The organism is Lentibacillus halophilus (genome assembly GCF_039522485.1).
Lineage (GTDB): Bacteria > Bacillota > Bacilli > Bacillales > Amphibacillaceae > Lentibacillus > Lentibacillus halophilus.
The window spans coordinates 102,587-123,161 of the sequence record NZ_BAAADM010000008.1 but is presented as its reverse complement, the minus strand read 5'-3'; the positions used below and the strand labels follow the sequence as shown (position 1 = coordinate 123,161).

Genomic DNA, 20,575 nt, shown 5'->3' with positions numbered 1-20,575 from the left:
TGCACTTGCCTCGATCAAATGAATTCCGCTTCTTTAAAACGGATAATTTGCTGTTCAATTTCATCCCGCACGCGCTCGAAAACCGCCCATCGCTCTCTGTCCGTCCCTTCCGCTTTTGCCGGATCATCAAAACCCCAATGCGCTTTTCGTACATGTGGTGGAGTCACTGGGCAGTTATCATGCGCATCACCGCACAATGTCACGACCAATTCATCATTGTTAAGTGTTTCCGGATCAATGATGCTTGACTGCTGATCGAAAATATCAACACCCACTTCTTCCATTGCTTTGACCGCGAGCGGATTCAAGCCATGTGCCTCTATCCCTGCACTCTTGACATCCCACTTATCGCCAAGATGTTTTTTGCCGAATCCTTCCGCTATCTGGCTTCGACAGGAATTTCCAGTACACAAAAAGTATAAAATCGGTTTTGTCGTCATGGTTCATGCCCCTTCCTTTATGGAAATGAATAGCCGGACCGTTCTACAGCAGCCATAACGTCAAATACAGCCCGGTCAAGGTTGCGAATAATGTCGGTACTGTAAGAACAATACCAACTTTGAAGTAATAACCCCACGAAATGTTGACACCTTTTGTACGCAAAACATGCAGCCAGAGAAGTGTAGCCAATGATCCAATCGGAGTTATTTTCGGTCCAAGGTCACTGCCGATGACATTGGCATAAATAAGTCCTTCCTTCATTACTCCGGTTGTATTCGAATCAGCAATAGCGAGCGCATCAATCATGACAGTCGGCATATTATTCATGACAGATGACAGGATAGCGGCCAGAAAGCCCATCGTCATCGTTGCAGTAAATAATCCCTGGTCAGCTGCAGAATGAAGAACACCTGCAAGCATGTCTGTCAGCCCAACGTTGCGCAGTCCATAGACAACAACGTACATACCAAGTGAGAAAAACACGATATCCCACGGAGCACCCTTGATGACTTTACCTGTTTCCACAGCACTGCTCCTCCGACCGAGCAATAAAAAGATAATCGCAATAGTTCCCGCAATAAACGAGACCGGCACAGCAATAAACTCACTCATGAAATAGCCGATCACTAATACCGCCAGCACCAGCCACGACAGCCGAAACATATTTCCATCTTTAATCGCATCACGCGGCTCTTTTAATTCCGTAATATTATAGCTCCTGGGGATATCCTTTCTGAAAAAGAGGAAAAGAACCAAAATGCTCGCTGTCAGTGAAAACAAGGTTGGAATGATCATACGAGCTGCATACTCCAAAAAACCAATCCCGAAAAAATCTGCCGATACAATATTAACCAGATTGCTGACAACAAACGGCAACGATGTCGTATCGGCAATAAATCCACTCGCCATAATAAACGGCAAAATAAACGCATCTCGAAAGTTCAAAGCCCGAACCATTGCCAGAACAATCGGTGTTAAAATAAGTGCTGCACCGTCATTGGCAAACAACGCCGCAACGATGGCACCGAGCACAGATATGTACAAAAACATTTTCAATCCATTGCCGTCTGCTAACCGCGCCATATGAAGCGCCGCCCACTCAAAAAACCCAATGTCATCCAGAACGAGCGATATAATGATAATCGCCACAAACGCGAGTGTCGCATTCCAGACGATATCAGCAACAGCCATCACGTCTTCAAACGAAACGACCCCAACAGCCAAGGCAACAAGAGCAGCAAAACAGGCTGTATAACCAATTCCCAGATTTTTAGGCTGCCAAATAATCAGAACAAGTGTCACCAGGAAGATAATAATTGCTGAAACGGTCTGTAAATCCAATATCGTTCCCCCCCCTATGCTGTTTTAACATTCCTTCCATGGCATCAGTCGAAACCATGTTTTTCTTTCAACGAGTCCGGTGCAGCTTGTACCATTCGCTGCAGCAGAAAAACCGCTACGGTTATATCGTCAAAGATTCCCACCATATAGAAAAAATCCGGAATAAAATCGAACGGAAACAGACCATAACCAATTATCAATAATAGATAAAACCATTTCGTTCGTTTTTTTACTTCGTTGGAAAGAAAAAAATCCTTCAAAAACGGAATGGACTTATGAAAACGAAATAAAAACCGGATTCGTTTAGCAAATTTCCGCACGCGTCTACACCTTCTTTTCACCTGGAATAAATTAAAAAACCCGACAAAAGATCACTTGGAACTCTTGCCGGGTATATTCCAGTTCTATTTAACTTGATTTGGATTTTTTCGCAGCCTTTTGACGTTCGTTATTATCCAATGTTTTTTTGCGGAGACGAATAGATTCCGGTGTCACTTCACAATACTCGTCATCATTCAAAAACTCCAGCGCTTCTTCCAGAGTTAGCTTACGCGTTTTCTTTATCGTTGCTGTCTCGTCCTTCGTTGCTGAGCGAACGTTCGTCAAGTGTTTCGCTTTCGTAATATTGACGGTCAAGTCATTCTCCCGGTTGTGCTCGCCAACGATCATACCACTATACACCTCGGTTCCCGGTTCGACAAAAATCACGCCCCGGTCTTCAAGCTGCATAATACCATAGGTTGTTGCTTTGCCATTTTCCATGCTGACAAGCACACCTTCCCGGCGGCCGCCGACCTGACCTTTAGCAATCGGCTCATAACCGTCGAAAGAGTGGTTTAAAATGCCGTAGCCGCGCGTTTGAGACATAAATTCAGTGGCATAACCAATCAACCCACGTGACGGTACCCTGAATTCCAGACGAACCTGGCCGGTACTCTGATGAACCATGTCCAACATTTCACCTTTCCGGGCCCCGAGTGCCTCCATGACCGGACCTGTATAGTCTTGCGGAACATCGGCTTGAACGTGCTCAACCGGCTCGTGTTTCTTCCCATCTATTTCTTTAATGATGACCTGAGGTTTTGACAATTGCAACTCAAAACCTTCGCGGCGCATATTCTCAATCAGAATGGACAGGTGCAATTCACCACGCCCGGATACGGTCCACGCATCAGGCGATTCGGTTCGTTCCACCCGCAGACTGACATCCGTTTCCAATTGTTTCATCAGTCGTTCTTCAATTTGCCGTGACGTAATATACGTGCCTTCTTTTCCGGCGAATGGGCTGTTATTCGTAACAAACGTCATTTGCAGTGTCGGCTCATCAATACGGAGCCATGGCAGACCTTCCGGATGATCCTGCGGGCAAATAGTTTCACCGACGTTAATATCATCCATACCTGAGATAGCAACGATATCCCCAGCAGCTGCCTCCTTAATTTCTATTCGTTTCAGGCCAATAAACCCGAACAATTTACTGATTCGGAATGATTTCTGTGTGCCATCTTTTTTCAAAACAACCACTTGCTGTCCAACACTGATCTTACCGCGGACAACTCGGCCAATGCCGATTCGACCCATATAATCATTGTAATCCAGAAGTGTAACTTGAAACTGTAGTGGTTCTTCTTTAGTATCCGCCGGTGCCGGAATGTGATCAAGAATTTCCGTGAACACAGGATCCATCGTTTCTTCTTGGTTATCCGGCTCATCACCTGACGTTCCGTTGATAGCAGACGCATATTTAACCGGAAATTCCAATTGGTCTTCGTCTGCACCAAGTTCAATAAACAAATCCAGCACTTCATCGATGACCTCATTCGGCCGTGCACTTGGACGATCGATTTTATTCAGTACGACAATAGGCGTCAGTTTCTGGTCGAGTGCTTTTTTCAGGACGAACCGTGTTTGCGGCATGCAGCCTTCATAAGCATCCACGACCAGCATAACACCATCCACCATTTTCATAATGCGCTCCACTTCGCCGCCAAAGTCAGCGTGCCCGGGTGTATCCAAAATGTTAATAGTCGTGTCATTATAGCGCAGAGACGTATTTTTGGCTAAAATGGTGATGCCCCGTTCCCGTTCAATATCGTCCGAGTCCATCGCACGTTCGTCCACTTGTTCATGTTCATGAAACGTCCCAGAATATTTCAGCATCTCGTCAACAAGTGTCGTCTTGCCATGGTCAACGTGAGCGATAATAGCGATATTGCGTATATCTTCTCTTAATTGCATAACGTACGCTCCTCTATATTTAAGGATTACTCAAAACTACATTATTATACCATAACTGTTCATTCAGGTAAAACAATGATAAACTTCGCGCCACCTAAATCTGAATCACGCACCATTATTTTTCCACCGGATTGTTCGATGATCGCCCGAGCAATGGCGAGCCCCAAACCGGTCTCTCCGGTTTTACCTTTTACAAACCTGTGAAATATATGTGGGAGCATGTCTTCTGAAATACCTTCTCCATCGTCCTCAACAACAATAGCCGTATCCGAAACCGTTACGTTCACCTGGGAATAAGCGTGCCGGATGGCATTGAACGTCAGATTGAGAAGTGCTTGCAGAAATTTTTCCGCATCAGCTATAACATACACGTTTTTATCAACCTCATGATGCAGTGTTACACCATTTTCGTTTATAATCGGCAAAGCCCTATCCAATACTTGGTCCAACAGTTCAGAAACACGTATGGATTCAGGATGGTAGGTTGAGCGGTCACTGTCCAATTTCGCCAAAAAAATCATCTCATTAATGATTTTTTTTAGTCGCTCCACTTCCGTTACCATCATTTCCAGTCCTTTTTCCTGATCGGCCTCATCAAATACCTTATCGCGGATTCCTTCTGCATAGCCTTGAATCGTCATAAGCGGTGTCTTCAATTCATGCGATGCATTTTGGAAGAAAGCCTGCTGAGATGCCATGTATCGTTCGAGTTCAGCAGCCATGTCATAGACACTTTGCTCCACCTCTTTAATTTCACCTGTTGCCTTGATCGGTTCTATCTGATCAAATTTGCGTCTTTCAATTTTTTTCAGTTGTTTTTTAAGTTTAGTAAGTGGAGTGACCAATTTTTTCGTTAATAGATAACTGAGCATTACCGCAGCGATCGTACCAATCAGGAATACAATGACGAGCCGTCTGAAAAAATCTTGCTGAATCGCCTGCAAATCATCGAGCGGTGTCAGTAAAATTAATTCCAATCCCGTGGTTTTCGGCTGAAACAAAATTCGTGATGTGACAAATTTACTGTTACCTGCATCCCATAACGTTTCCTGGTTATCCGCAAAGTACTGTTTGGAGGAAAACCCTTGCACATAACGGTCCGGCATAGTGGAAAAAAGTACCCTATTCCGGCTTCGATCATAGAGAAACAGCTGCAGATCCTGTTGCTGCAAAAAGTGACGGACACCCTGATTGCCCCGCTTCGATTGATATTGCTCATTTAATACTTGCACAAGCAATTCACCTTTTTGCTTCAGTTCGGCACGCTCGTCCTCAATGAGCATATTGAGGATCAAGGAATAAATGACAATTCCTGCAACGGTGAGAATAACCAACAATAGCGCTGTAAAGGCCGCATTAAGCTGTGATTGCAGTCTCATTGCCCGTCCTCGTCAACGCGCAGCCGGTAACCATATCCCCACACGGTCTCCAAGGGAATGGCTGTTAACTTTTTACGAATGCGTTTAACCAGATCATCGACAGCCCGATCACTGCCAAAATAATCGTCCCCCCAAACTTTCATTAACAGTTCGTCACGGGAAAAAGCCCTGTTCTGATTTGCCGCCAGGATAAGCATTAAATCAAATTCCTTCGTCGTGACATCCTGTTCCTCACCATACCAGAAAATTCTGCGTTCTTCCTGGTGAATCAACAGACTGCCGGCTTTTAACTTATCACCGGCATCTATATCTTCTCCCGGTTTCGTACGCTTGAACACCCGTTTGACTCGAGCTACTAATTCCCTGGGGCTGAATGGCTTCGTCAAGTAATCATCCCCGCCCAGTTCTAACCCAAGAATTTTGTCAAATTCCTCATCCTTTGCAGAAATGATAATGATCGGAACGTCATCCGTCTCCCGGCGTATACGTTTGCAAAATTCATAGCCGTCCATACCGGGAAGCATAATATCAAGAATCCACATATCTGGCGGCTGTGTCTCCCACCATTCCCATGCTTGTTCAGCAGATTCCATGACCGTTATCGTAAATCCTTCTTTTTTTAAATAAGCGGAAACAATATTTTGGATATTTGGATCGTCTTCCACAACGCCAATATGATTTTTCATAGATCGGACCTCCATCGATTGCGTTCTAACGATTATTTTTACATAATAATGGGTATAACACCAAAAGGCAATTTACACATTTCTGCCAACGATATGCCAAAATTGCACCAAAGACACCCATTATCATAAGAAGTGCTTTAATCTTAACACAAGAGGTGATGAATTCATGGAACGGAATAATAACTCGGATGAATTCAATGAACATAATCAGTCAGAAGGCCAGTCGTCGGATCCGCATGAACAACAAACGGAAAACGGCATTACGCAGTCAGCAAAGCAGAGAGCGTCCCAACAGACGAATAATAAAAGGAAAAATGCGGGTGCCGGGAAATTTATCAGCGCCCTGTTCGGCGGACTTGTTTCCGCTGTGATTGTCGCTCTTCTGTTCTCAACGAATATCATTCCTGCCAATAACGACGGAAATGGGGATGGATCGTCATCCACATCCTCCGCAGCAGTAACGGACGGGGAATCAAAAGCTCCTGAAGTCAAAAAAACGATAGCTTCCAATAATGAAGGAAATCTGGCGGAAAACATGCAGGAGGCCACAAAAGCTGTTGTTGGCGTCGTTCGGAAGCAGCAGCAAAGCATCTGGGCACAAAGTAAAAAATCCGGCGCCGGGTCCGGCATTATTTACAAAAAAGAAGGCGGAGATGCCTACGTTGTAACCAACCATCACGTTGTTGACGGCGCCAATGACGTTGAAATCGTATTGAATGACGATGAACGCATGCAAGCAGAGGTTCTCGGAGCCGATCGCCTGACAGACCTAGCCGTTCTCCGGGTTGACGGTAGCAAAATCGATACGGTTGCAAACCTCGGTTCCTCCAGCGACCTGCAAGTTGGTGATATGGCCATCGCAATCGGCAATCCACTTGGAATGAACTTTGCAAACTCCGTAACGAAAGGCATTGTCAGTGGACTGGAACGTACCATAAGCGTTGACACGAACGGGGACAGACAGCCGGATTGGATGACCGAGGTGATTCAGACCGATGCAGCTATCAACCCCGGTAACAGTGGTGGTGCACTGATTAACAAGGATGGAAAGGTCATCGGGATTAATTCCATGAAAATAGCCCGCCGTGAAGTGGAGGGCATCGGCTTTGCCATTCCAATCGACTCTGCACTACCTGTCATAAAAGAACTTGAAAATAAAGGCCAGGTTGCACGCCCTTATATTGGAATCAGCACAGCATCAGTTGATCAGGTTCCACCGCAATACCGCGACCAGATTCAGATTCCAGACGATGTAGAAGGCGGCATGGTTATCGCAAAGGTTGAATCCGGATCACCAGCAGCGAAAGCGAATCTGCAGCAGTTTGATGTCATTACGAAAATTAACGGCAACAAAGTGACATCACTATTGGATCTGCGCAAATTTATGTATAGCGAAACCAAAATCGGCGAAAAAGTTGAACTGGAAATTTATCGCGATGGCGAACCACAGACGAAATCGCTGAAACTTGTTAAACGGGAAGAATCATAATATGAAGAAGGTTTTCCAGCTGACGGACTTACAGCTATAACGCTGTGAGTCCGTTTTATTTAGCCCCAAGTCAATTCCCCCCTCAATTACCAAAACATGTTACACTATGAATAGAGCATTTAAAGCTGTTATGCGGAAAGGAAGTGAATCACATGTACTGTCCTTCGTGCGGGCAACAATCAGCAGAAGGTAAATTTTGCACCAATTGTGGGTCTCAATTGATTCCAGAGGATTCAGGACAAAACGGTTTGGAGAACAACTCGGTGCCAACCAATTCAGATGCCGATCATTATGAAACTAATGATGATTTCGTTGAAAAACTAAAAGAAATTGGTACGAATGTCGTCCATTTTTGCGGTGCCCTTTTAAAACGTCCAAGTATTGCCAAAAAAGCCAATCACACCGACATTGTCTCTGCAGCCATTGTTATGGCATTGTTCGCGTTAATCATTGCCTTCAGCTATTATTTCGTTATCCAGTACTCCATTTTGGCAAGTTTTTATATGAATGTGTCTATTATAGACAGCCTTGTGTTGCCATTTATCGTCTTTATTCTATTGCAATTAATTATGGCAGGTATAACATTCGCCGGGGCGAAACTTGCTGCTCAAGCAGTGACCTTTGCGGATGTTCTGGCTAAATATGGGGCGTATTTAGTGCCTTTCGCTATTTTGTATGTTGTTGCACTTGTCTTTTCCTTGATTGGCCTTTCTGTTTTAGCCGGACTGTTTATTTTCATCAGTATACTGGGACTACTAATGATGGTTCCAACGTTTATCCTGATGGAACAGACACCGGAAGGAATAGATCGGATCTATATTCTGCTTGGATTATATGCACTCGCCACACTGGTGTTCGGCGTGTTCATCCGAGCATTTGCTCAGTCAATGATTGGAAATATCATGGGATCCATGCTCGGTGGATTTTAACCGAAAAAGGGCTGGGACAAAAAACGTGTAGTTATTCGTTTTGTCCCAGCCCCTTTTCATCCAAAAAAGAAGTCAAAAATATTGCTGGCGGTGGAACTATTCTTATTGTAAAACTCTGTATATCCGCAGTTTTTGCAAGAAACCACTAAAAACTGGTTGTTCTGCACATCAAACATTTTGGAAAGGCCTGTCCCGGACATGGCCACTTCTTTCTGTTCAGCATCCGCACTTCCACATTTTACACAACCTCGATCGTTATCTTCCATATCTATCACCTCTTAGGCATGCTGTACAGATGATAAGGCGTTCACGTTTCATTTTTTTCGATCATTCTTTTACAAAAATAAACGGATTATTCCTCATATTTCCGATGATTCGGTGCCGGGCCGGTAAAATTACCCAGCTGGTCAGCTGCCAAAAAACTTTCTTCATCGGTGACACTACCGACGCGCTCATCACTGTTAGGGTACATACTATCATAATCCTGGTTTCCATAAAAGTCGGAAGCTGTTTCTGATGTACCATATCGACTCACATCCTGCCACGCATCTTCCGCATCATAGGCTGTTTGTTCCTCAGCAGTCACCTCATCCGCATTAATATTGGGACTGAATACGCCTTCTTCCACCGGCCGGTCATTCATGGCAAGATTCTCATTGCTTTTTGCATGCTTCAGGCAGTGATCTGCTGTTGGCATTGCCTCCAACCGTGCAAACGGAATATCTACTCCACATTCCCTGCATATACCATAAGTACCGTCATGAATCGCATGAAGAGCGGCATTAATATCGGCCAGTTCCTTCTCCGCATGTTCATTAAGCGCCACATCTTTTTGCCGTTCAAATAATTCGGTCCCCATATCACCCGGATGATTATCATAATTGGACAATTCGCCCATCGATTCTTTTGTCAGTTCCAGAGAGGTGCCAAAGTGTTCCTGCACCTGGTTAATCAACTCATTTTGCCGTTCCAATAACGCATGTTTGCATTGTGTCAGCTGATCATTTGTCATCATATGTCAGCAACCTCCATTCAATAAATGAATTGCTAACCATACTATGTGTCAATCCTTATGGATGATACACCGTCCATCATTCCAATTCATGGTGACAGGGGCCAGACTTCACAAAAAACTTTCACCACGCACCCAAACCATATCAATATGTGGAATTCCATCCTCAAGATAAGACTCAGAGGTTCTTCTGAATCCAAGTTCTGTATAAAACCGCTCCAGATGTTTTTGACCCTGGATTTTAATACAGGGTTCAGCAAGAACTGTAGTCATATAATCAATCGACTTCCGCATGATCTGCTGGCCATACCCATTGCCGCGATATTTTGGATTGACCACAACCCTACCAATGGACGCTTCCGGAAATTTCGTCTCCGCCGGCAAAATACGAACATTCGCTACAATCTCGTGACCATCCTTTAAAAAGTAATGAAACGATGTTTGGTCGTAATTATCCAACTCCGAATACATACAATTCTGTTCCATTACAAATATATCCATTCTCAGTTTCAAAATCGCATATAATTCGTCATTTGATAGTTCGTTAAACGTTTTTACGTACCATTCCATCTCCCTTCCCCCCTCTTAAACCGGTCGATTTGTTCCTGCACAGCAAATGCGAGATCATCGTTGCCAAATGCCTGCAAAGCCTGGATAACAGTCTGATCAGGTATGTCCTCCGATTCTTGTTTGGAAACCGTTTGTTCCAACACGTCCTCCAATAACTCATTATGTATCTGATCAGGGTATGCACGTTTGTAAATAGCGTTCGGATCCAAATCGTGATTAATACACCACTGAGCATAAACGAGAATCATCATTTTTTCATCTTGCTGGTAACGTTCAATAATCTGCTTGTCTTTGTCGTTATCCGTCATGGCTATCCCCTGCCTTTCTTAACATAAACACCCACATAAACGTTAACGCCTGTTTAAGGTCATCCGGAAGCCCTTGATAATGGGACTCGGAAACCCCTTCTTTGTAGACACCAAATCCGCCGTCACACATGAACCCATATTCAGAAGCAAGCTGACGAAACTCCCATGGCATCATTGTGTTACAAATCGTTGGTTGTCCCTGAAGACGGGCATAGCTGTTTTGTCGGGGCCCTGCCGTCGGTCCGAGAATGCCGGCAAACAACAGACCATCTTTTTTTAGAACACGGGAAAACTCTTGAAGCGCTTGTGAAGGCGTTTCAGTCCATTCCAGCACATTTATGGCCATCAACCCATCGGTACTTTTGGATGCAGCCGGTAAATCACAAGCATCCCCCTGCAAAAATTCGATCCCTGTATGCTGCAGTCCTGCACGGGCCTGGCGAATCATCACCGTTGATAAGTCGACGCCAGTTACATCGTATCCGTTTTGATGCAATTTATATGCACCGTATCCGTCCGCACAACCGACATCCAAAATATTGCTGCCCTGTTTCAAATGATTTCTGATAAATGGAATAATGGATTGTCGACTTCCGCTATCCCACATTTTTTTACTTCGTTCATGCCAGAAGTCAGCCCGATCATCCCATTCATCTTTCGCTTTCCGATGCCAGCAAAACGACTGATTCATGACGTCCCCTCCATTTTATATTCTTTCTGACTGTTACACATAAAAAAAGCTTATCCCAGCTGTGAGATAAGCTTTTTTTGAGGAAACCATTTATGGCTTCGCGTCCATTAGGATGTTACCTCCGGACGCATTTCATTATTGACGATTGACGTTAGATGCTTGAGGACCGCGATCTCCTTGAACGATTTCGAATTCAACGTTTTCGCCGTCTTCAAGTGTTTTGAAGCCTTCCTGATTGATAGCAGAGAAGTGTACGAAAACATCGTCACCTTCTTCGCGCTCGATAAAACCGAAACCTTTTTCAGCATTAAACCATTTTACTGTACCGTTTAACATAATAAACGACCTCCTTATACGTGTTGTGCAAAGTAATTGAATCTTAAATACCTTTACACCACTTATTCAAGAGATCGTAAAGTATTACTAATTTCAATTTCATTTGCTGATTACCAGTATACGTCATTATACAAACATTTGCAACGTCTGATTTGCTATTTTCGAAAAATATTTTATCATGCCTGCATTTTCGTAAGCGATTCGATTTGAGTCATATGGCTGACATTGGTATAATAACCTACGCAAGATTTAAAATCAAATATCGACCCCGCATTTGTATCTTGCAAATATAAATGACAGGTGGTAATACAATGGAACAGAACAACAACTATCACGTCTTGCTGTACTATAAATTCGTCCCGATTGATGATCCAGTCACATTTTCAGAAGAGCACTTGGCTTTTTGTCAGGATCTTGGTCTGAAGGGCCGTATTATGGTGGCGAACGAAGGGCTGAACGGTACGGTATCCGGAACGGTTGAACAGACGGAGGCATATATGGCAGCGATGCACAACGATTCACGGTTTGCCGACATGACATTCAAAGTTGACAAACATGATGGGCATGCCTTTAAGAAAATGCATGTGCGTCACCGTCCAGAAATCGTCAGCCTGAAAATGAATGAGGACGAGGCTGTTAGTCCGTTGGAAAAAACGGCTACGTTCCTTTCACCGAAGGAATTTTATGACGCCATGCAGGATGAAGAAACGGTTATCTTGGATGCACGCAATGATTATGAATATGACCTCGGACATTTCCGTGGTGCCATCCGTCCCGATATCGAAACGTTCCGTGATCTTCCGGACTGGATTCGCGAAAACAAGGATCAACTTAAAGACAAGAAAGTGCTCACTTATTGCACCGGCGGTATCCGTTGTGAAAAATTCACCGGTTGGCTCATGAATGAAGGCATTGAAGATGTCAATCAGCTGGACGGCGGCATTGTCAGCTATGGCAAAGACCCGGATGTCCAGGGCGAACTTTGGGATGGCCGATGCTATGTCTTTGATAAGCGAATATCAGTTCCCATCAATCAGAACGAACACGTGATTGTCGGCAAAGATTACTTTGACGGACACCCGTGTGAACGTTATGTCAATTGTGCCAATCCCGATTGCAATAAACAGATCATTTGTTCCGAGGAAAATGAACATAAATATATGCGCGGTTGTACGCATGAATGCCGAGTGAGCCGGGATAACTTGTATGTCAGAGAGCACAGTTTATCCCAGGAAGAATTCAATCAAAAACTTGCGAACATTGAGGAAGAGAATCAGTCCAAACAAGATGCATAATGGTGGGCCGGCGCACACAGCTGGCCCTTTTTTTATGTACGGATCAGATTTCATTTGGTATCCTCTTTGACAAAGGAGATGATTCACTATTACCGTTTACGATTTTCATGCGAAAACAATTGACGGAAAGAAACAATCATTAGCCGACTATAACGACCATGTCCTTCTCATTGTCAATACGGCCAGCGAATGCGGTTTCACCCCACAACTGGAGGGCCTGCAAAAACTGTACGACGATTACAAGGAGCAAGGTTTTACGGTGCTTGGCTTTCCGTGCAATCAATTCAATCAGCAAGACCCTGGATCAGATGACGACATTTCTGCTTTCTGCCAGCGGAATTACGGTGTGACGTTCCCCTTGTTCAGCAAAATAGATGTAAAAGGAGCCAATGCCCACCCACTGTTTGTTCACCTGACCGAGCAAGCCCAAGGTATGATAACCAATCGCATCAAATGGAATTTCACGAAGTTCCTGATCGACCGGAATGGTCATGTTGTGAAACGATTCGCACCACAAACAAAACCGGAACAATTGAAACCGGATATTGAAAAGCTTCTTCATGGATGAAGATCAACCGGAATTGGGATTTATCAACCGGAATTGGGATTTATCAACCGGAATTGAGATTTATCAACCGGAATTGGGATTTATCAACCGGAATTGAGATTTATCAACCGGAATTGGGATTTATCAACCGGAATTGAGATTTATCAACCGGAATTGGGATTTATCAACCGGAAAGCCAGGCTAAAATCGCCTGGCTTTCCGGTTTTCTAATGAAAAAATCGGGCGGCAGTACTGGCAGCACCCAATTTTTTCATTTTAATAAGCTCTTGCCCAGTAGACCATTTCTTTCGCTTCTCTGCCACAGTATACACAAGAGTTGGAAACGGCCTCCTGTTCAAATGGAATGCACCGTGATGTAGCGGATGTTTCATCTTTAATGTTTTCCTCACATGCTTCATCACCGCACCACATTGCTTTAATGAACCCTGGATTCTCTTCAAGTGCCTGCTTAAATTCATCCATGTCTTTAGCAGTGGTGGTTGTTTCCTGCAAATGTGTTAATGCCTGGCTGTATAGGTTTTGTTGTACTTCCTCCAAAAGAGCCGGCAACCGTTCTTCCAATTCGCTTAACGGGACAAACTCTTTGTCACCGGAATCCCGCCGGACAAGAACGACCTGTTCATTCTCGATATCTTTCGGCCCAACTTCAATCCGGACAGGAATGCCTTTCATTTCATACTCATTAAATTTCCAGCCCGGTTTTTTGTCACTGCCATCAATATCGACACGAACCAGTTGCTGAAGCTGATCGCGCAAGTCATACGCCTTGTCCAGCACCCCTTCCTTATGCTGAGCGACCGGTACAACCATCGCCTGTGTCGGAGCAATTCTCGGCGGTACCACCAGCCCACGGTTATCACCATGAACCATAATCAATGCACCCATAATCCGAGTGGACATGCCCCAAGACGTCTGATGAACCGGCTTCTCTTCACCGTCTTCATCCAAGTAGCGAATGTTGAAAGCTTCAGCAAATCCGGTTCCAAAATAGTGTGATGTGCCGGACTGCAATGCCTTGCCGTCATGCATCAAACTTTCGATCGTTAACGTATACTCGGCACCGGCGAATTTTTCTTTTTCCGTCTTCTTTCCGCGCAGGACAGGAAAAGCGAGATAATGTTCACAAAGCTCCGCGTAAATATCCAGCATTTGCGCCGTCTCTTGTTCTGCGTCTTTCTGGGTCGCATGGGACGTGTGCCCTTCCTGCCAAAGAAATTCCAGCGAACGTAAGAATGGCCGTGTCGTTTTTTCCCAGCGAACAACATTGCTCCATTGATTATAGAGTTTCGGCAAATCACGATAAGAATGAATATTTTTGGCATAATATTCACCGAAAAGCACCTCGGATGTCGGACGGACACAAATTCTTTCTTCCAGTTCTTCATCTCCGCCTTGTGTTACCCAGGCCACTTCCGGTGCAAAACCTTCAATATGATCCTTTTCCTTTTGCAGAAGGCTCTCCGGAATAAATAACGGAAAATAGACATTCGAATGGCCCGTCTCTTTGAAGCGACGGTCCAATTGATCACGAATATTTTCCCAGATGGCGAACCCATATGGCTTAATGATCATCGTGCCGCGAACGGTACCGTAATCAACCAATTCCGCCTGTTTCACAACATCGGTATACCAACGCGGAAAGTCATCTTCCATAGCCGTAATATTTTCAACAAATTGTTTATTGTTTTGACCCAAAGAAAACACCCCTTACTTCCTATCCATTTTTGGAAAAACAAAAACCCTCCGTCCTGAAAGGGACCGAGGTCTGGTGGTACCACCCTTGTTTACAGCAGTATGACCGATATGCTGCACACTTTTATCATAACGGTTTAACACCGCGCCGTCTTACAGCAACAAGCCTTTCGAACGGCGAACTCAGGAGGCAGGTTCCAATGACGCCTTTGGAAATTCTCACCGACCATTTCCTCTCTGGGAAAGACGATAAATTGTACTGATCCTCATCAACGTTTCCTATATTATGTTCCAATATATACGGAGACTGCTGCAAAGTCAAGGATTAATCGAAGCCAATGGGGAAAATCTACTAATTAATTGAATTATCAACCGGATTGGGAATTTATCAACCGGATTTGAAATTTATCAACCGGATTTGAAATTTATCAACCGGATTTGAAATTTATCAACCGGATTTGAAATTTATCAACCGGATTTGAAATTTATCAACCGGATTTGAAATTTATCAACCGGATTTGAAATTTATCAACCGGAAAGGCCAGGCTAAAGTCGCCTGGCCTTTCCTCTATCAGTGCTCAGCTTAGACCAGTTGTTCCACTTTAATCGTATGTGCTTCTCCTTGCACACGTTCTGCGGCATGATACGTCGGACCCACCATATCATTATAGGAAAATCCATACTCGATCGCTGTTGTAACAAAACTTTTTGCCAAACGAACGGCTTCGGGAACCAAATATCCTTTTGACAAATAGGCGGTGATCGCCGCTGAATACGTACAGCCTGCTCCGCTCGTATTTACCGTATCAATCCTAGGCGCCTCGAAAGTGATCAACGTCTCGCCGTCATATAATACGTCAATCGCTTCCCCTTTCAGGCGGCCACCTTTAACGAGGACGTACGTTGGTCCCAGTTCATGCAAATCAATAGCAGCCTGTTTCATGTCGTCCAATGTATGCATCGCCCTGCCATTCAGCAGATAAGAGGCTTCCGGAACATTCGGTGTAATGATCTGCGCCATAGGCAAGAGCCTGTCCCGCAACATACCAATGGCATTATCAGCCAACAACTTCGAATCAAGTTTTCCGACCATGACCGGATCAACCACAATCGTACGGACATCCGATGTGGCAATCAGATTTGACGCTTTTTCGATAATGTCTTCAGAGAATAACATGCCTGTTTTAAGCGCATCTACCCCTACTTGTTTGATAGCCGTTGCAAACTGTGCTTCAATCGCTTCAATCGTCTGCAAATGAACGTTTTTATCCGTCTCCGGATGATGAGCAACAAGCGCTGTCACGACACTCATTCCGTAAGCATCCAATTCTTGAAATGTCTTCAAGTCGGCTTGAATGCCGGCACTGCCTCCAGCCGCAGATCCGGCAAAGGTCATAACTCGTGATGGTATACGCAATATAAACACTCCCTATCATTAGAATAAAATAGCTGCAAAAAACCATCCAATCATAACGAGTTGAATAACAACTTTCGCAGCAACGCCACCTAAAAATCCAATCAAAGAGCCAATGGATGCACGTATAGCTTCTCCTGATGTTTTCTTTTGTACCATTTCAATCACAAATACTGTGATAAACGGAAGAATAATAATACCAAATGGTGGCATTATGAATGAACCGATGATGACAGCAACCGCAGCACCACGTTCGCCCCATTTGCTGCCGCCATATTTTTTGACAAAATAACTATTCGCAATAACATCCGCTGCGATCACTATCACGGTCAATACAACCATGCCTGTCCAGAACCATACTGACAGTTCATCGGCATTAATAACAAAATGATAGAGTAGAAAACCTATCCACAGCACGAGTGGCGATGGGACGACAGGAAAAATGACGCCTGCAAAGCTTGCGATGAATAGTACAACTATAACAACCCAACTAATAATTTCCAGCATTTGCTCCCTCCAACGATAACGCTCTACAAAATAATCTGATGTAATACAACCGTTTTTTGTTTACAAAAATTCCTTTAATACTAACAATTTTAAAGCATATACAAGTAATATATATTATATTTAAGCATAATTTGGTAAAGACAAGTTATATATCCTTCACACACTGCTTTGCTTGTATATTCCAAATTATCTGAAAAAATGCTCTTTGAATTCCATTCAACATCCCTATAGGATTATATTATAGCATTTTTCTCACTGCTTTTACTATTCTGCTGCTAATAAAAAGTTGTACTACATACGTTTTTTTATGCATATCATGAAACAAATCTTATCCCAATCCGGAAAGACTAAGAAGTCTAGGATAAACAGAGCGTCCATATCATTAATGGACATTCGGTTTATCCCAAAATAAAGGGAGGTCATTTAGACAATGAAAGGATTAAAATTACTTTCGATTTTTACACTTGTACTTCTTTTTCTGGTTGCTTGCGGATCAGGCGGCTCAGAGGAAACGAGTGGTAAGGAGGAAAATGGTGAAAGTGGGGATCAAAGCAAACTTGCTGAATTAAAAGAAGCAGGAAAAGTTACCATTGGCTTTGCGAATGAAAAACCGTATGGGTATCAAGATGACAGTGGAGAACTGAAAGGTGCAGGAGTAGATATTGCTGAAGCCGTATTTGCCGACATGGGTATTGATACGGTAAATGGAAAAATTTCCGAGTTTGGTGAACTTGTTGCTGGTTTGAACGCAGGTAAATTTGATGTCATCACAGCAGGTATGGCTATTAAACCGGATCGGTGCGAAAATGCCGATTTCGGTCAACCGGAAATGGTTTACGGTGAAGGACTGATTGTACCAAAAGGAAATCCTAAAGATCTTCATAGTTATACAGATATCGCCGAGACCGGGGCTTCCGTATCCATTATGTCAGGAGCAACAGAAATTGGATATGTGCAAAAAATGGGGGTAAAAGAAAGCCAAATAAAGAAAGCATCCGATATTGCTGCTACATTCGCAGCTGTGGAATCCGGACGCGCTGATGCAACGACAGGTACAGAAATGACGGTGAAAATGGCGTTAAAATCTGCCGGCAATGATAATCTTGAATTTGTAAATGACTTTAAACAGCCCGATATTAAAGGGGTTCCAAGCTATGGTGCTGCGGCATTTCATCCAGACAACGATAAACTCCGTAAAGCGTACAATGAATCACTGCAAAAGCTGATTGATGACGGTACAGTCGCTGAAATGTTAGAAAAGAATGGTTTTGATCCTAAATATAACGCACCACCGGAAGATATAAAAACAGAAGAAATATGCAGTGGTGAAAAGTGGTAAAACGCACTAACCGATCTACTAAATCGACTGTTCAATAAACAAACAACGACTCCATAGGGTCTGGCTCCCTGCCCAAGGGGGTTGACCCTATTCTTTTATACTTTTTGACAATAAATAAAATGATGCTTCAAAGGAGTGATTATCATTAGCGCAATAGCCGATATATTTCCAAATTTAATGCAGGGAATTGGCGTCACCGTTAACGTGTTATTGGGATCCATCATTCTCGGCTATTTAATCGCATTTATCTCAGGTTTTTGCCGTCTGGCCAACAATCCTATCCTTAGAGGATTCACCAGATTTTATGTGGAAATATTTCGAGGAACGTCACTGATTGTACAGTTATTCTGGTTTTATTATGCGTTGCCCATTTTATTTGGTATCGATATTGGAAGTAACTATTGGGCGGGTGTGCTGGCTATCGCACTTAATTATGGTGCTTATATGTCAGAAATCGTCCGTGGTTCGATACTGTCGGTAGCAAAAGGACAAACAGAAGCTGCAACAGCGCTGAACATGTCACCATTTCAGCGCATGCGACTGATTATTTTTCCCCAGGCGGTCCGTATGATGCTCCCGGAATTCGGTAATTATCTCATCCAGATGCTAAAAGCAACATCACTCGTTTCATTAATAAGTATGACCGATATATTGTATTACGGTGATATTCTTCGCAGTAACAATATTTCACAGGCACCAACCATCTATTTTCTCATACTTGTTTTCTACTTCATCATGGCACTGCCGTTGATATGGCTGACTAGAAAAATGGAAAAGGTGTCCAAGAAAGGAGTGGCTAGCCAATGATAAGCAATTGGCAATGGGATACATTCTATGACTCCTTCCCAATTATTATACAGGGACTTGGTATTACGCTGGGCTTAACCATCGCCTGTTATCTATTTGCATTGATTTTTGGTTTTGTCTGGCCATTTCTTAACCGTATTCCGATTAAACCTGTAAAATGGCTGTTCACTTGGATCATGGAATTTATCCGCTCCACACCGCCACTGGTTCAATTGTTCTTTATATTTTATGCATTGCCAATGATTCCTGTTATTGGTTTCACCCTTGACCCGTTCACCAGTGCTGTTTTAGGGCTCGGCATTCATTTCAGCACATATATCGGCGAGGTTTACCGTTCCGGGATTGATGGAGTGGACAAAGGCCAATGGGAAGCAGCTAAGGCACTGAATTTTTCAACAAGGCAAAAGTGGTCTAAAATTATTTTACCACAGGCAATTCCTCCTACTATTCCTATGCTTGGAAACTATTTAATCATCATGTTTAAAGAAGTCCCTTTAGCGGCATCCATTGGTGTCGCCGGAATATTAAACTTAGCCAATTCATACGGTTCGGCAAACTTCAGGTACTTGGAACCATTGACGATCGTGGCGCTTCTGTTCCTTGTCCTGAGTTATCCATCTGCCATACTTATTAATAAACTGGAGCGAAAAATGAACCGTCGTTTCGAAAAAGGGGAACCAACCGCCAACAAACAACCTGCAGAAGAAGAGAAAGGAGCTGTTTCACAACAATGACAGAGCCCATTGTAAGTTACCAGGATGTGCATAAATCCTTTGGCGAGACCCCAGTGTTAACTGGGATTGATTTGGATATCAAACCGGCCGAAAAAGTTGCCGTCATTGGCCCAAGTGGATCAGGAAAGACCACCATTATCCGGATGCTGATGACACTCGAACAACCAACATCCGGTAGCATCATGGTTGATGGGAACTATTTATGGCACATGGAAAAGGATGGTGAGCTCACCCCAGCGAATGAAAAACATTTACGACAAGTTCGCGGCAGCATCGGTATGGTGTTTCAGCATTTTAACTTGTTCCCCCATATGACCATCCTTGAAAACTGCATGACGGCGCCAATACATGTCCAGAAAGTCGGAAAAAAAGAAGCAAAAGAACGCTCGATTGAGATGCTTGAGAAAGTTGGATTAAACGATAAACTTGATGACTATCCCAACCAGCTTTCCGGTGGGCAAAAACAGCGTGTTGCAATGGCACGTGCACTCGTCATGCGGCCGAAGATTATGCTGTTCGATGAGGTTACTTCAGCACTTGATCCTGAACTAGTTGGTGAAGTGTTAGAGGTCATTCGCGGGATTGCTGAAGAAGGGGATATGGCCATGGTGCTGGTCACGCATGAAATGGAATTTGCCCGTGACATTGCAGATCGCGTGCTGTTTCTTGATAATGGCGTGATTGCTGAAGAAGGACGGCCGACCGACGTACTGGAAAATTCCACAAATGAACGACTGCAGAACTTTTTGCATCGGTTCCGGTCATAACACCACGACATTTGCGTTTATCATATCGAAAA

23 protein-coding genes and 1 other annotated feature are annotated in these 20,575 nt (G+C 43.8%); of the genes, 8 read left to right on the top strand and 15 right to left on the bottom strand.

Going from position 1 to position 20,575, the window contains the following annotated elements:
- Positions 1–14: 14 nt before the first annotated feature.
- From arsC to ABDZ72_RS02535, 6 genes are all read right to left on the bottom strand, one after another.
- Entirely contained in the window at positions 15–440 is a 426-nt protein-coding gene (gene arsC, locus ABDZ72_RS02560; RefSeq protein WP_343750978.1) for an arsenate reductase (thioredoxin), read from the bottom strand.
- A 43-nt stretch (positions 441–483) separates the two neighbouring features.
- Positions 484–1,782: an arsenic transporter gene (locus tag ABDZ72_RS02555; protein WP_343750975.1), complete on the bottom strand. Its 1,299-nt coding sequence runs from the start codon at positions 1,780–1,782 to the stop codon at positions 484–486.
- Between the two features lie 44 nt (positions 1,783–1,826).
- Positions 1,827–2,102, bottom strand: a complete 276-nt coding sequence (locus ABDZ72_RS02550; RefSeq protein ID WP_343750974.1) for a DUF1232 domain-containing protein — start codon at positions 2,100–2,102, stop codon at positions 1,827–1,829.
- An 88-nt stretch (positions 2,103–2,190) separates the two neighbouring features.
- The gene (gene typA, locus ABDZ72_RS02545) at positions 2,191–4,020 is read right to left on the bottom strand and encodes a translational GTPase TypA (protein ID WP_343750973.1); all 1,830 of its coding nucleotides are present in this window, start codon (positions 4,018–4,020) and stop codon (positions 2,191–2,193) included.
- A 59-nt stretch (positions 4,021–4,079) separates the two neighbouring features.
- Positions 4,080–5,399 (bottom strand): sensor histidine kinase, encoded by a 1,320-nt coding sequence (locus tag ABDZ72_RS02540; RefSeq protein WP_343750972.1) that lies wholly within the window; start codon positions 5,397–5,399, stop codon positions 4,080–4,082.
- Positions 5,396–6,085: a response regulator transcription factor gene (locus tag ABDZ72_RS02535; protein WP_343750970.1), complete on the bottom strand. Its 690-nt coding sequence runs from the start codon at positions 6,083–6,085 to the stop codon at positions 5,396–5,398. Before ABDZ72_RS02535 ends, ABDZ72_RS02540 begins: the two co-directional genes overlap by 4 nt.
- Positions 6,086–6,251: 166 nt before the next feature.
- Between ABDZ72_RS02535 and ABDZ72_RS02530 the strand changes: the two genes are divergently transcribed.
- Together ABDZ72_RS02530 and ABDZ72_RS02525 are read left to right on the top strand one after the other, a co-directional pair.
- The gene (locus tag ABDZ72_RS02530) at positions 6,252–7,574 is read left to right on the top strand and encodes a S1C family serine protease (protein WP_343750969.1); all 1,323 of its coding nucleotides are present in this window, start codon (positions 6,252–6,254) and stop codon (positions 7,572–7,574) included.
- A 263-nt stretch (positions 7,575–7,837) separates the two neighbouring features.
- Positions 7,838–8,503, top strand: a complete 666-nt coding sequence (locus tag ABDZ72_RS02525; protein WP_343750968.1) for a hypothetical protein — start codon at positions 7,838–7,840, stop codon at positions 8,501–8,503.
- Between the two features lie 56 nt (positions 8,504–8,559).
- Here ABDZ72_RS02525 and ABDZ72_RS02520 read toward each other — a convergent pair whose 3' ends face one another.
- The 6 genes from ABDZ72_RS02520 to ABDZ72_RS02495 all read right to left on the bottom strand — a co-directional run bounded on the left by ABDZ72_RS02520 (position 8,560) and on the right by ABDZ72_RS02495 (position 11,420).
- Entirely contained in the window at positions 8,560–8,769 is a 210-nt protein-coding gene (locus tag ABDZ72_RS02520; protein ID WP_343750967.1) for a zinc ribbon domain-containing protein, read from the bottom strand.
- 86 nt (positions 8,770–8,855) lie between these two features.
- Complete coding sequence (locus ABDZ72_RS02515) at positions 8,856–9,518, bottom strand: TraR/DksA C4-type zinc finger protein (RefSeq protein WP_343750965.1); 663 nt, start codon at positions 9,516–9,518, stop codon at positions 8,856–8,858.
- Positions 9,519–9,626: 108 nt separating this feature from the next.
- Positions 9,627–10,085, bottom strand: coding sequence for a GNAT family N-acetyltransferase (locus ABDZ72_RS02510; RefSeq protein WP_343750964.1), 459 nt, complete (start codon positions 10,083–10,085; stop codon positions 9,627–9,629).
- Positions 10,070–10,393 carry a hypothetical protein gene (locus tag ABDZ72_RS02505; RefSeq protein WP_343750961.1) on the bottom strand — a complete coding sequence of 108 codons (324 nt, stop codon included), beginning with the start codon at positions 10,391–10,393 and terminating at the stop codon, positions 10,070–10,072. Before ABDZ72_RS02505 ends, ABDZ72_RS02510 begins: the two co-directional genes overlap by 16 nt.
- Positions 10,383–11,084, bottom strand: a complete 702-nt coding sequence (locus ABDZ72_RS02500; protein WP_343750959.1) for a class I SAM-dependent methyltransferase — start codon at positions 11,082–11,084, stop codon at positions 10,383–10,385. The genes ABDZ72_RS02505 and ABDZ72_RS02500 overlap by 11 nt, the downstream gene beginning before the upstream one ends.
- Positions 11,085–11,219: 135 nt before the next feature.
- Positions 11,220–11,420 (bottom strand): cold-shock protein, encoded by a 201-nt coding sequence (locus ABDZ72_RS02495; protein ID WP_343750958.1) that lies wholly within the window; start codon positions 11,418–11,420, stop codon positions 11,220–11,222.
- Positions 11,421–11,731: 311 nt separating this feature from the next.
- Between ABDZ72_RS02495 and trhO the strand changes: the two genes are divergently transcribed.
- The gene (gene trhO / locus ABDZ72_RS02490) at positions 11,732–12,715 is read left to right on the top strand and encodes an oxygen-dependent tRNA uridine(34) hydroxylase TrhO (RefSeq protein ID WP_343750957.1); all 984 of its coding nucleotides are present in this window, start codon (positions 11,732–11,734) and stop codon (positions 12,713–12,715) included.
- An 88-nt stretch (positions 12,716–12,803) separates the two neighbouring features.
- Positions 12,804–13,283: a glutathione peroxidase gene (locus tag ABDZ72_RS02485; protein ID WP_343751020.1), complete on the top strand. Its 480-nt coding sequence runs from the start codon at positions 12,804–12,806 to the stop codon at positions 13,281–13,283.
- A gap of 255 nt (positions 13,284–13,538) precedes the next feature.
- Here the strand turns inward: ABDZ72_RS02485 and proS are convergent, their stop codons facing one another.
- From proS to ABDZ72_RS02470, 3 genes are all read right to left on the bottom strand, one after another.
- Complete coding sequence (gene proS, locus ABDZ72_RS02480) at positions 13,539–14,978, bottom strand: proline--tRNA ligase (protein WP_343750955.1); 1,440 nt, start codon at positions 14,976–14,978, stop codon at positions 13,539–13,541.
- Positions 14,979–15,033: 55 nt separating this feature from the next.
- Positions 15,034–15,257 (bottom strand) — a binding site (T-box leader).
- Positions 15,258–15,558: 301 nt separating this feature from the next.
- Positions 15,559–16,392 (bottom strand): bifunctional hydroxymethylpyrimidine kinase/phosphomethylpyrimidine kinase, encoded by an 834-nt coding sequence (gene thiD / locus ABDZ72_RS02475; RefSeq protein ID WP_343750953.1) that lies wholly within the window; start codon positions 16,390–16,392, stop codon positions 15,559–15,561.
- Between the two features lie 18 nt (positions 16,393–16,410).
- Positions 16,411–16,896, bottom strand: a complete 486-nt coding sequence (locus ABDZ72_RS02470) for a DUF456 domain-containing protein (RefSeq protein WP_343750952.1) — start codon at positions 16,894–16,896, stop codon at positions 16,411–16,413.
- Between the two features lie 430 nt (positions 16,897–17,326).
- Between ABDZ72_RS02470 and ehuB the strand changes: the two genes are divergently transcribed.
- From ehuB to ehuA, 4 genes are all read left to right on the top strand, one after another.
- Entirely contained in the window at positions 17,327–18,235 is a 909-nt protein-coding gene (gene ehuB / locus ABDZ72_RS02465) for an ectoine/hydroxyectoine ABC transporter substrate-binding protein EhuB (RefSeq protein ID WP_343750951.1), read from the top strand.
- A gap of 144 nt (positions 18,236–18,379) precedes the next feature.
- The gene (gene ehuC / locus ABDZ72_RS02460) at positions 18,380–19,042 is read left to right on the top strand and encodes an ectoine/hydroxyectoine ABC transporter permease subunit EhuC (RefSeq protein ID WP_343751019.1); all 663 of its coding nucleotides are present in this window, start codon (positions 18,380–18,382) and stop codon (positions 19,040–19,042) included.
- On the top strand, positions 19,039–19,776 hold the full coding sequence (gene ehuD, locus ABDZ72_RS02455; protein WP_343750950.1) for an ectoine/hydroxyectoine ABC transporter permease subunit EhuD: 738 nt from the start codon (positions 19,039–19,041) through the stop codon (positions 19,774–19,776). Before ehuC ends, ehuD begins: the two co-directional genes overlap by 4 nt.
- Entirely contained in the window at positions 19,773–20,543 is a 771-nt protein-coding gene (ehuA, locus tag ABDZ72_RS02450) for an ectoine/hydroxyectoine ABC transporter ATP-binding protein EhuA (RefSeq protein ID WP_343750948.1), read from the top strand. The genes ehuD and ehuA overlap by 4 nt, the downstream gene beginning before the upstream one ends.
- Positions 20,544–20,575: the final 32 nt, after the last annotated feature.

Excerpts from the sequence above, each read along its gene's own strand:
- arsC (WP_343750978.1), bottom strand. The coding sequence starts at position 440 with ATGACGACAAAACCGATTTTATACTTTTTGTGTACTGGAAATTCCTGT.
- typA (WP_343750973.1), bottom strand. The coding sequence starts at position 4,020 with ATGCAATTAAGAGAAGATATACGCAATATCGCTATTATCGCTCACGTT.
- ABDZ72_RS02540 (WP_343750972.1), bottom strand. The coding sequence starts at position 5,399 with ATGAGACTGCAATCACAGCTTAATGCGGCCTTTACAGCGCTATTGTTG.
- ABDZ72_RS02535 (WP_343750970.1), bottom strand. The coding sequence starts at position 6,085 with ATGAAAAATCATATTGGCGTTGTGGAAGACGATCCAAATATCCAAAAT.
- ABDZ72_RS02530 (WP_343750969.1), top strand. The coding sequence starts at position 6,252 with ATGGAACGGAATAATAACTCGGATGAATTCAATGAACATAATCAGTCA.
- ABDZ72_RS02520 (WP_343750967.1), bottom strand. The coding sequence starts at position 8,769 with ATGGAAGATAACGATCGAGGTTGTGTAAAATGTGGAAGTGCGGATGCT.
- ABDZ72_RS02515 (WP_343750965.1), bottom strand. The coding sequence starts at position 9,518 with ATGATGACAAATGATCAGCTGACACAATGCAAACATGCGTTATTGGAA.
- ABDZ72_RS02510 (WP_343750964.1), bottom strand. The coding sequence starts at position 10,085 with ATGGAATGGTACGTAAAAACGTTTAACGAACTATCAAATGACGAATTA.
- ABDZ72_RS02505 (WP_343750961.1), bottom strand. The coding sequence starts at position 10,393 with ATGACGGATAACGACAAAGACAAGCAGATTATTGAACGTTACCAGCAA.
- ABDZ72_RS02500 (WP_343750959.1), bottom strand. The coding sequence starts at position 11,084 with ATGAATCAGTCGTTTTGCTGGCATCGGAAAGCGAAAGATGAATGGGAT.
- ABDZ72_RS02495 (WP_343750958.1), bottom strand. The coding sequence starts at position 11,420 with ATGTTAAACGGTACAGTAAAATGGTTTAATGCTGAAAAAGGTTTCGGT.
- trhO (WP_343750957.1), top strand. The coding sequence starts at position 11,732 with ATGGAACAGAACAACAACTATCACGTCTTGCTGTACTATAAATTCGTC.
- ABDZ72_RS02470 (WP_343750952.1), bottom strand. The coding sequence starts at position 16,896 with ATGCTGGAAATTATTAGTTGGGTTGTTATAGTTGTACTATTCATCGCA.
- ehuB (WP_343750951.1), top strand. The coding sequence starts at position 17,327 with ATGAAAGGATTAAAATTACTTTCGATTTTTACACTTGTACTTCTTTTT.
- ehuD (WP_343750950.1), top strand. The coding sequence starts at position 19,039 with ATGATAAGCAATTGGCAATGGGATACATTCTATGACTCCTTCCCAATT.
- ehuA (WP_343750948.1), top strand. The coding sequence starts at position 19,773 with ATGACAGAGCCCATTGTAAGTTACCAGGATGTGCATAAATCCTTTGGC.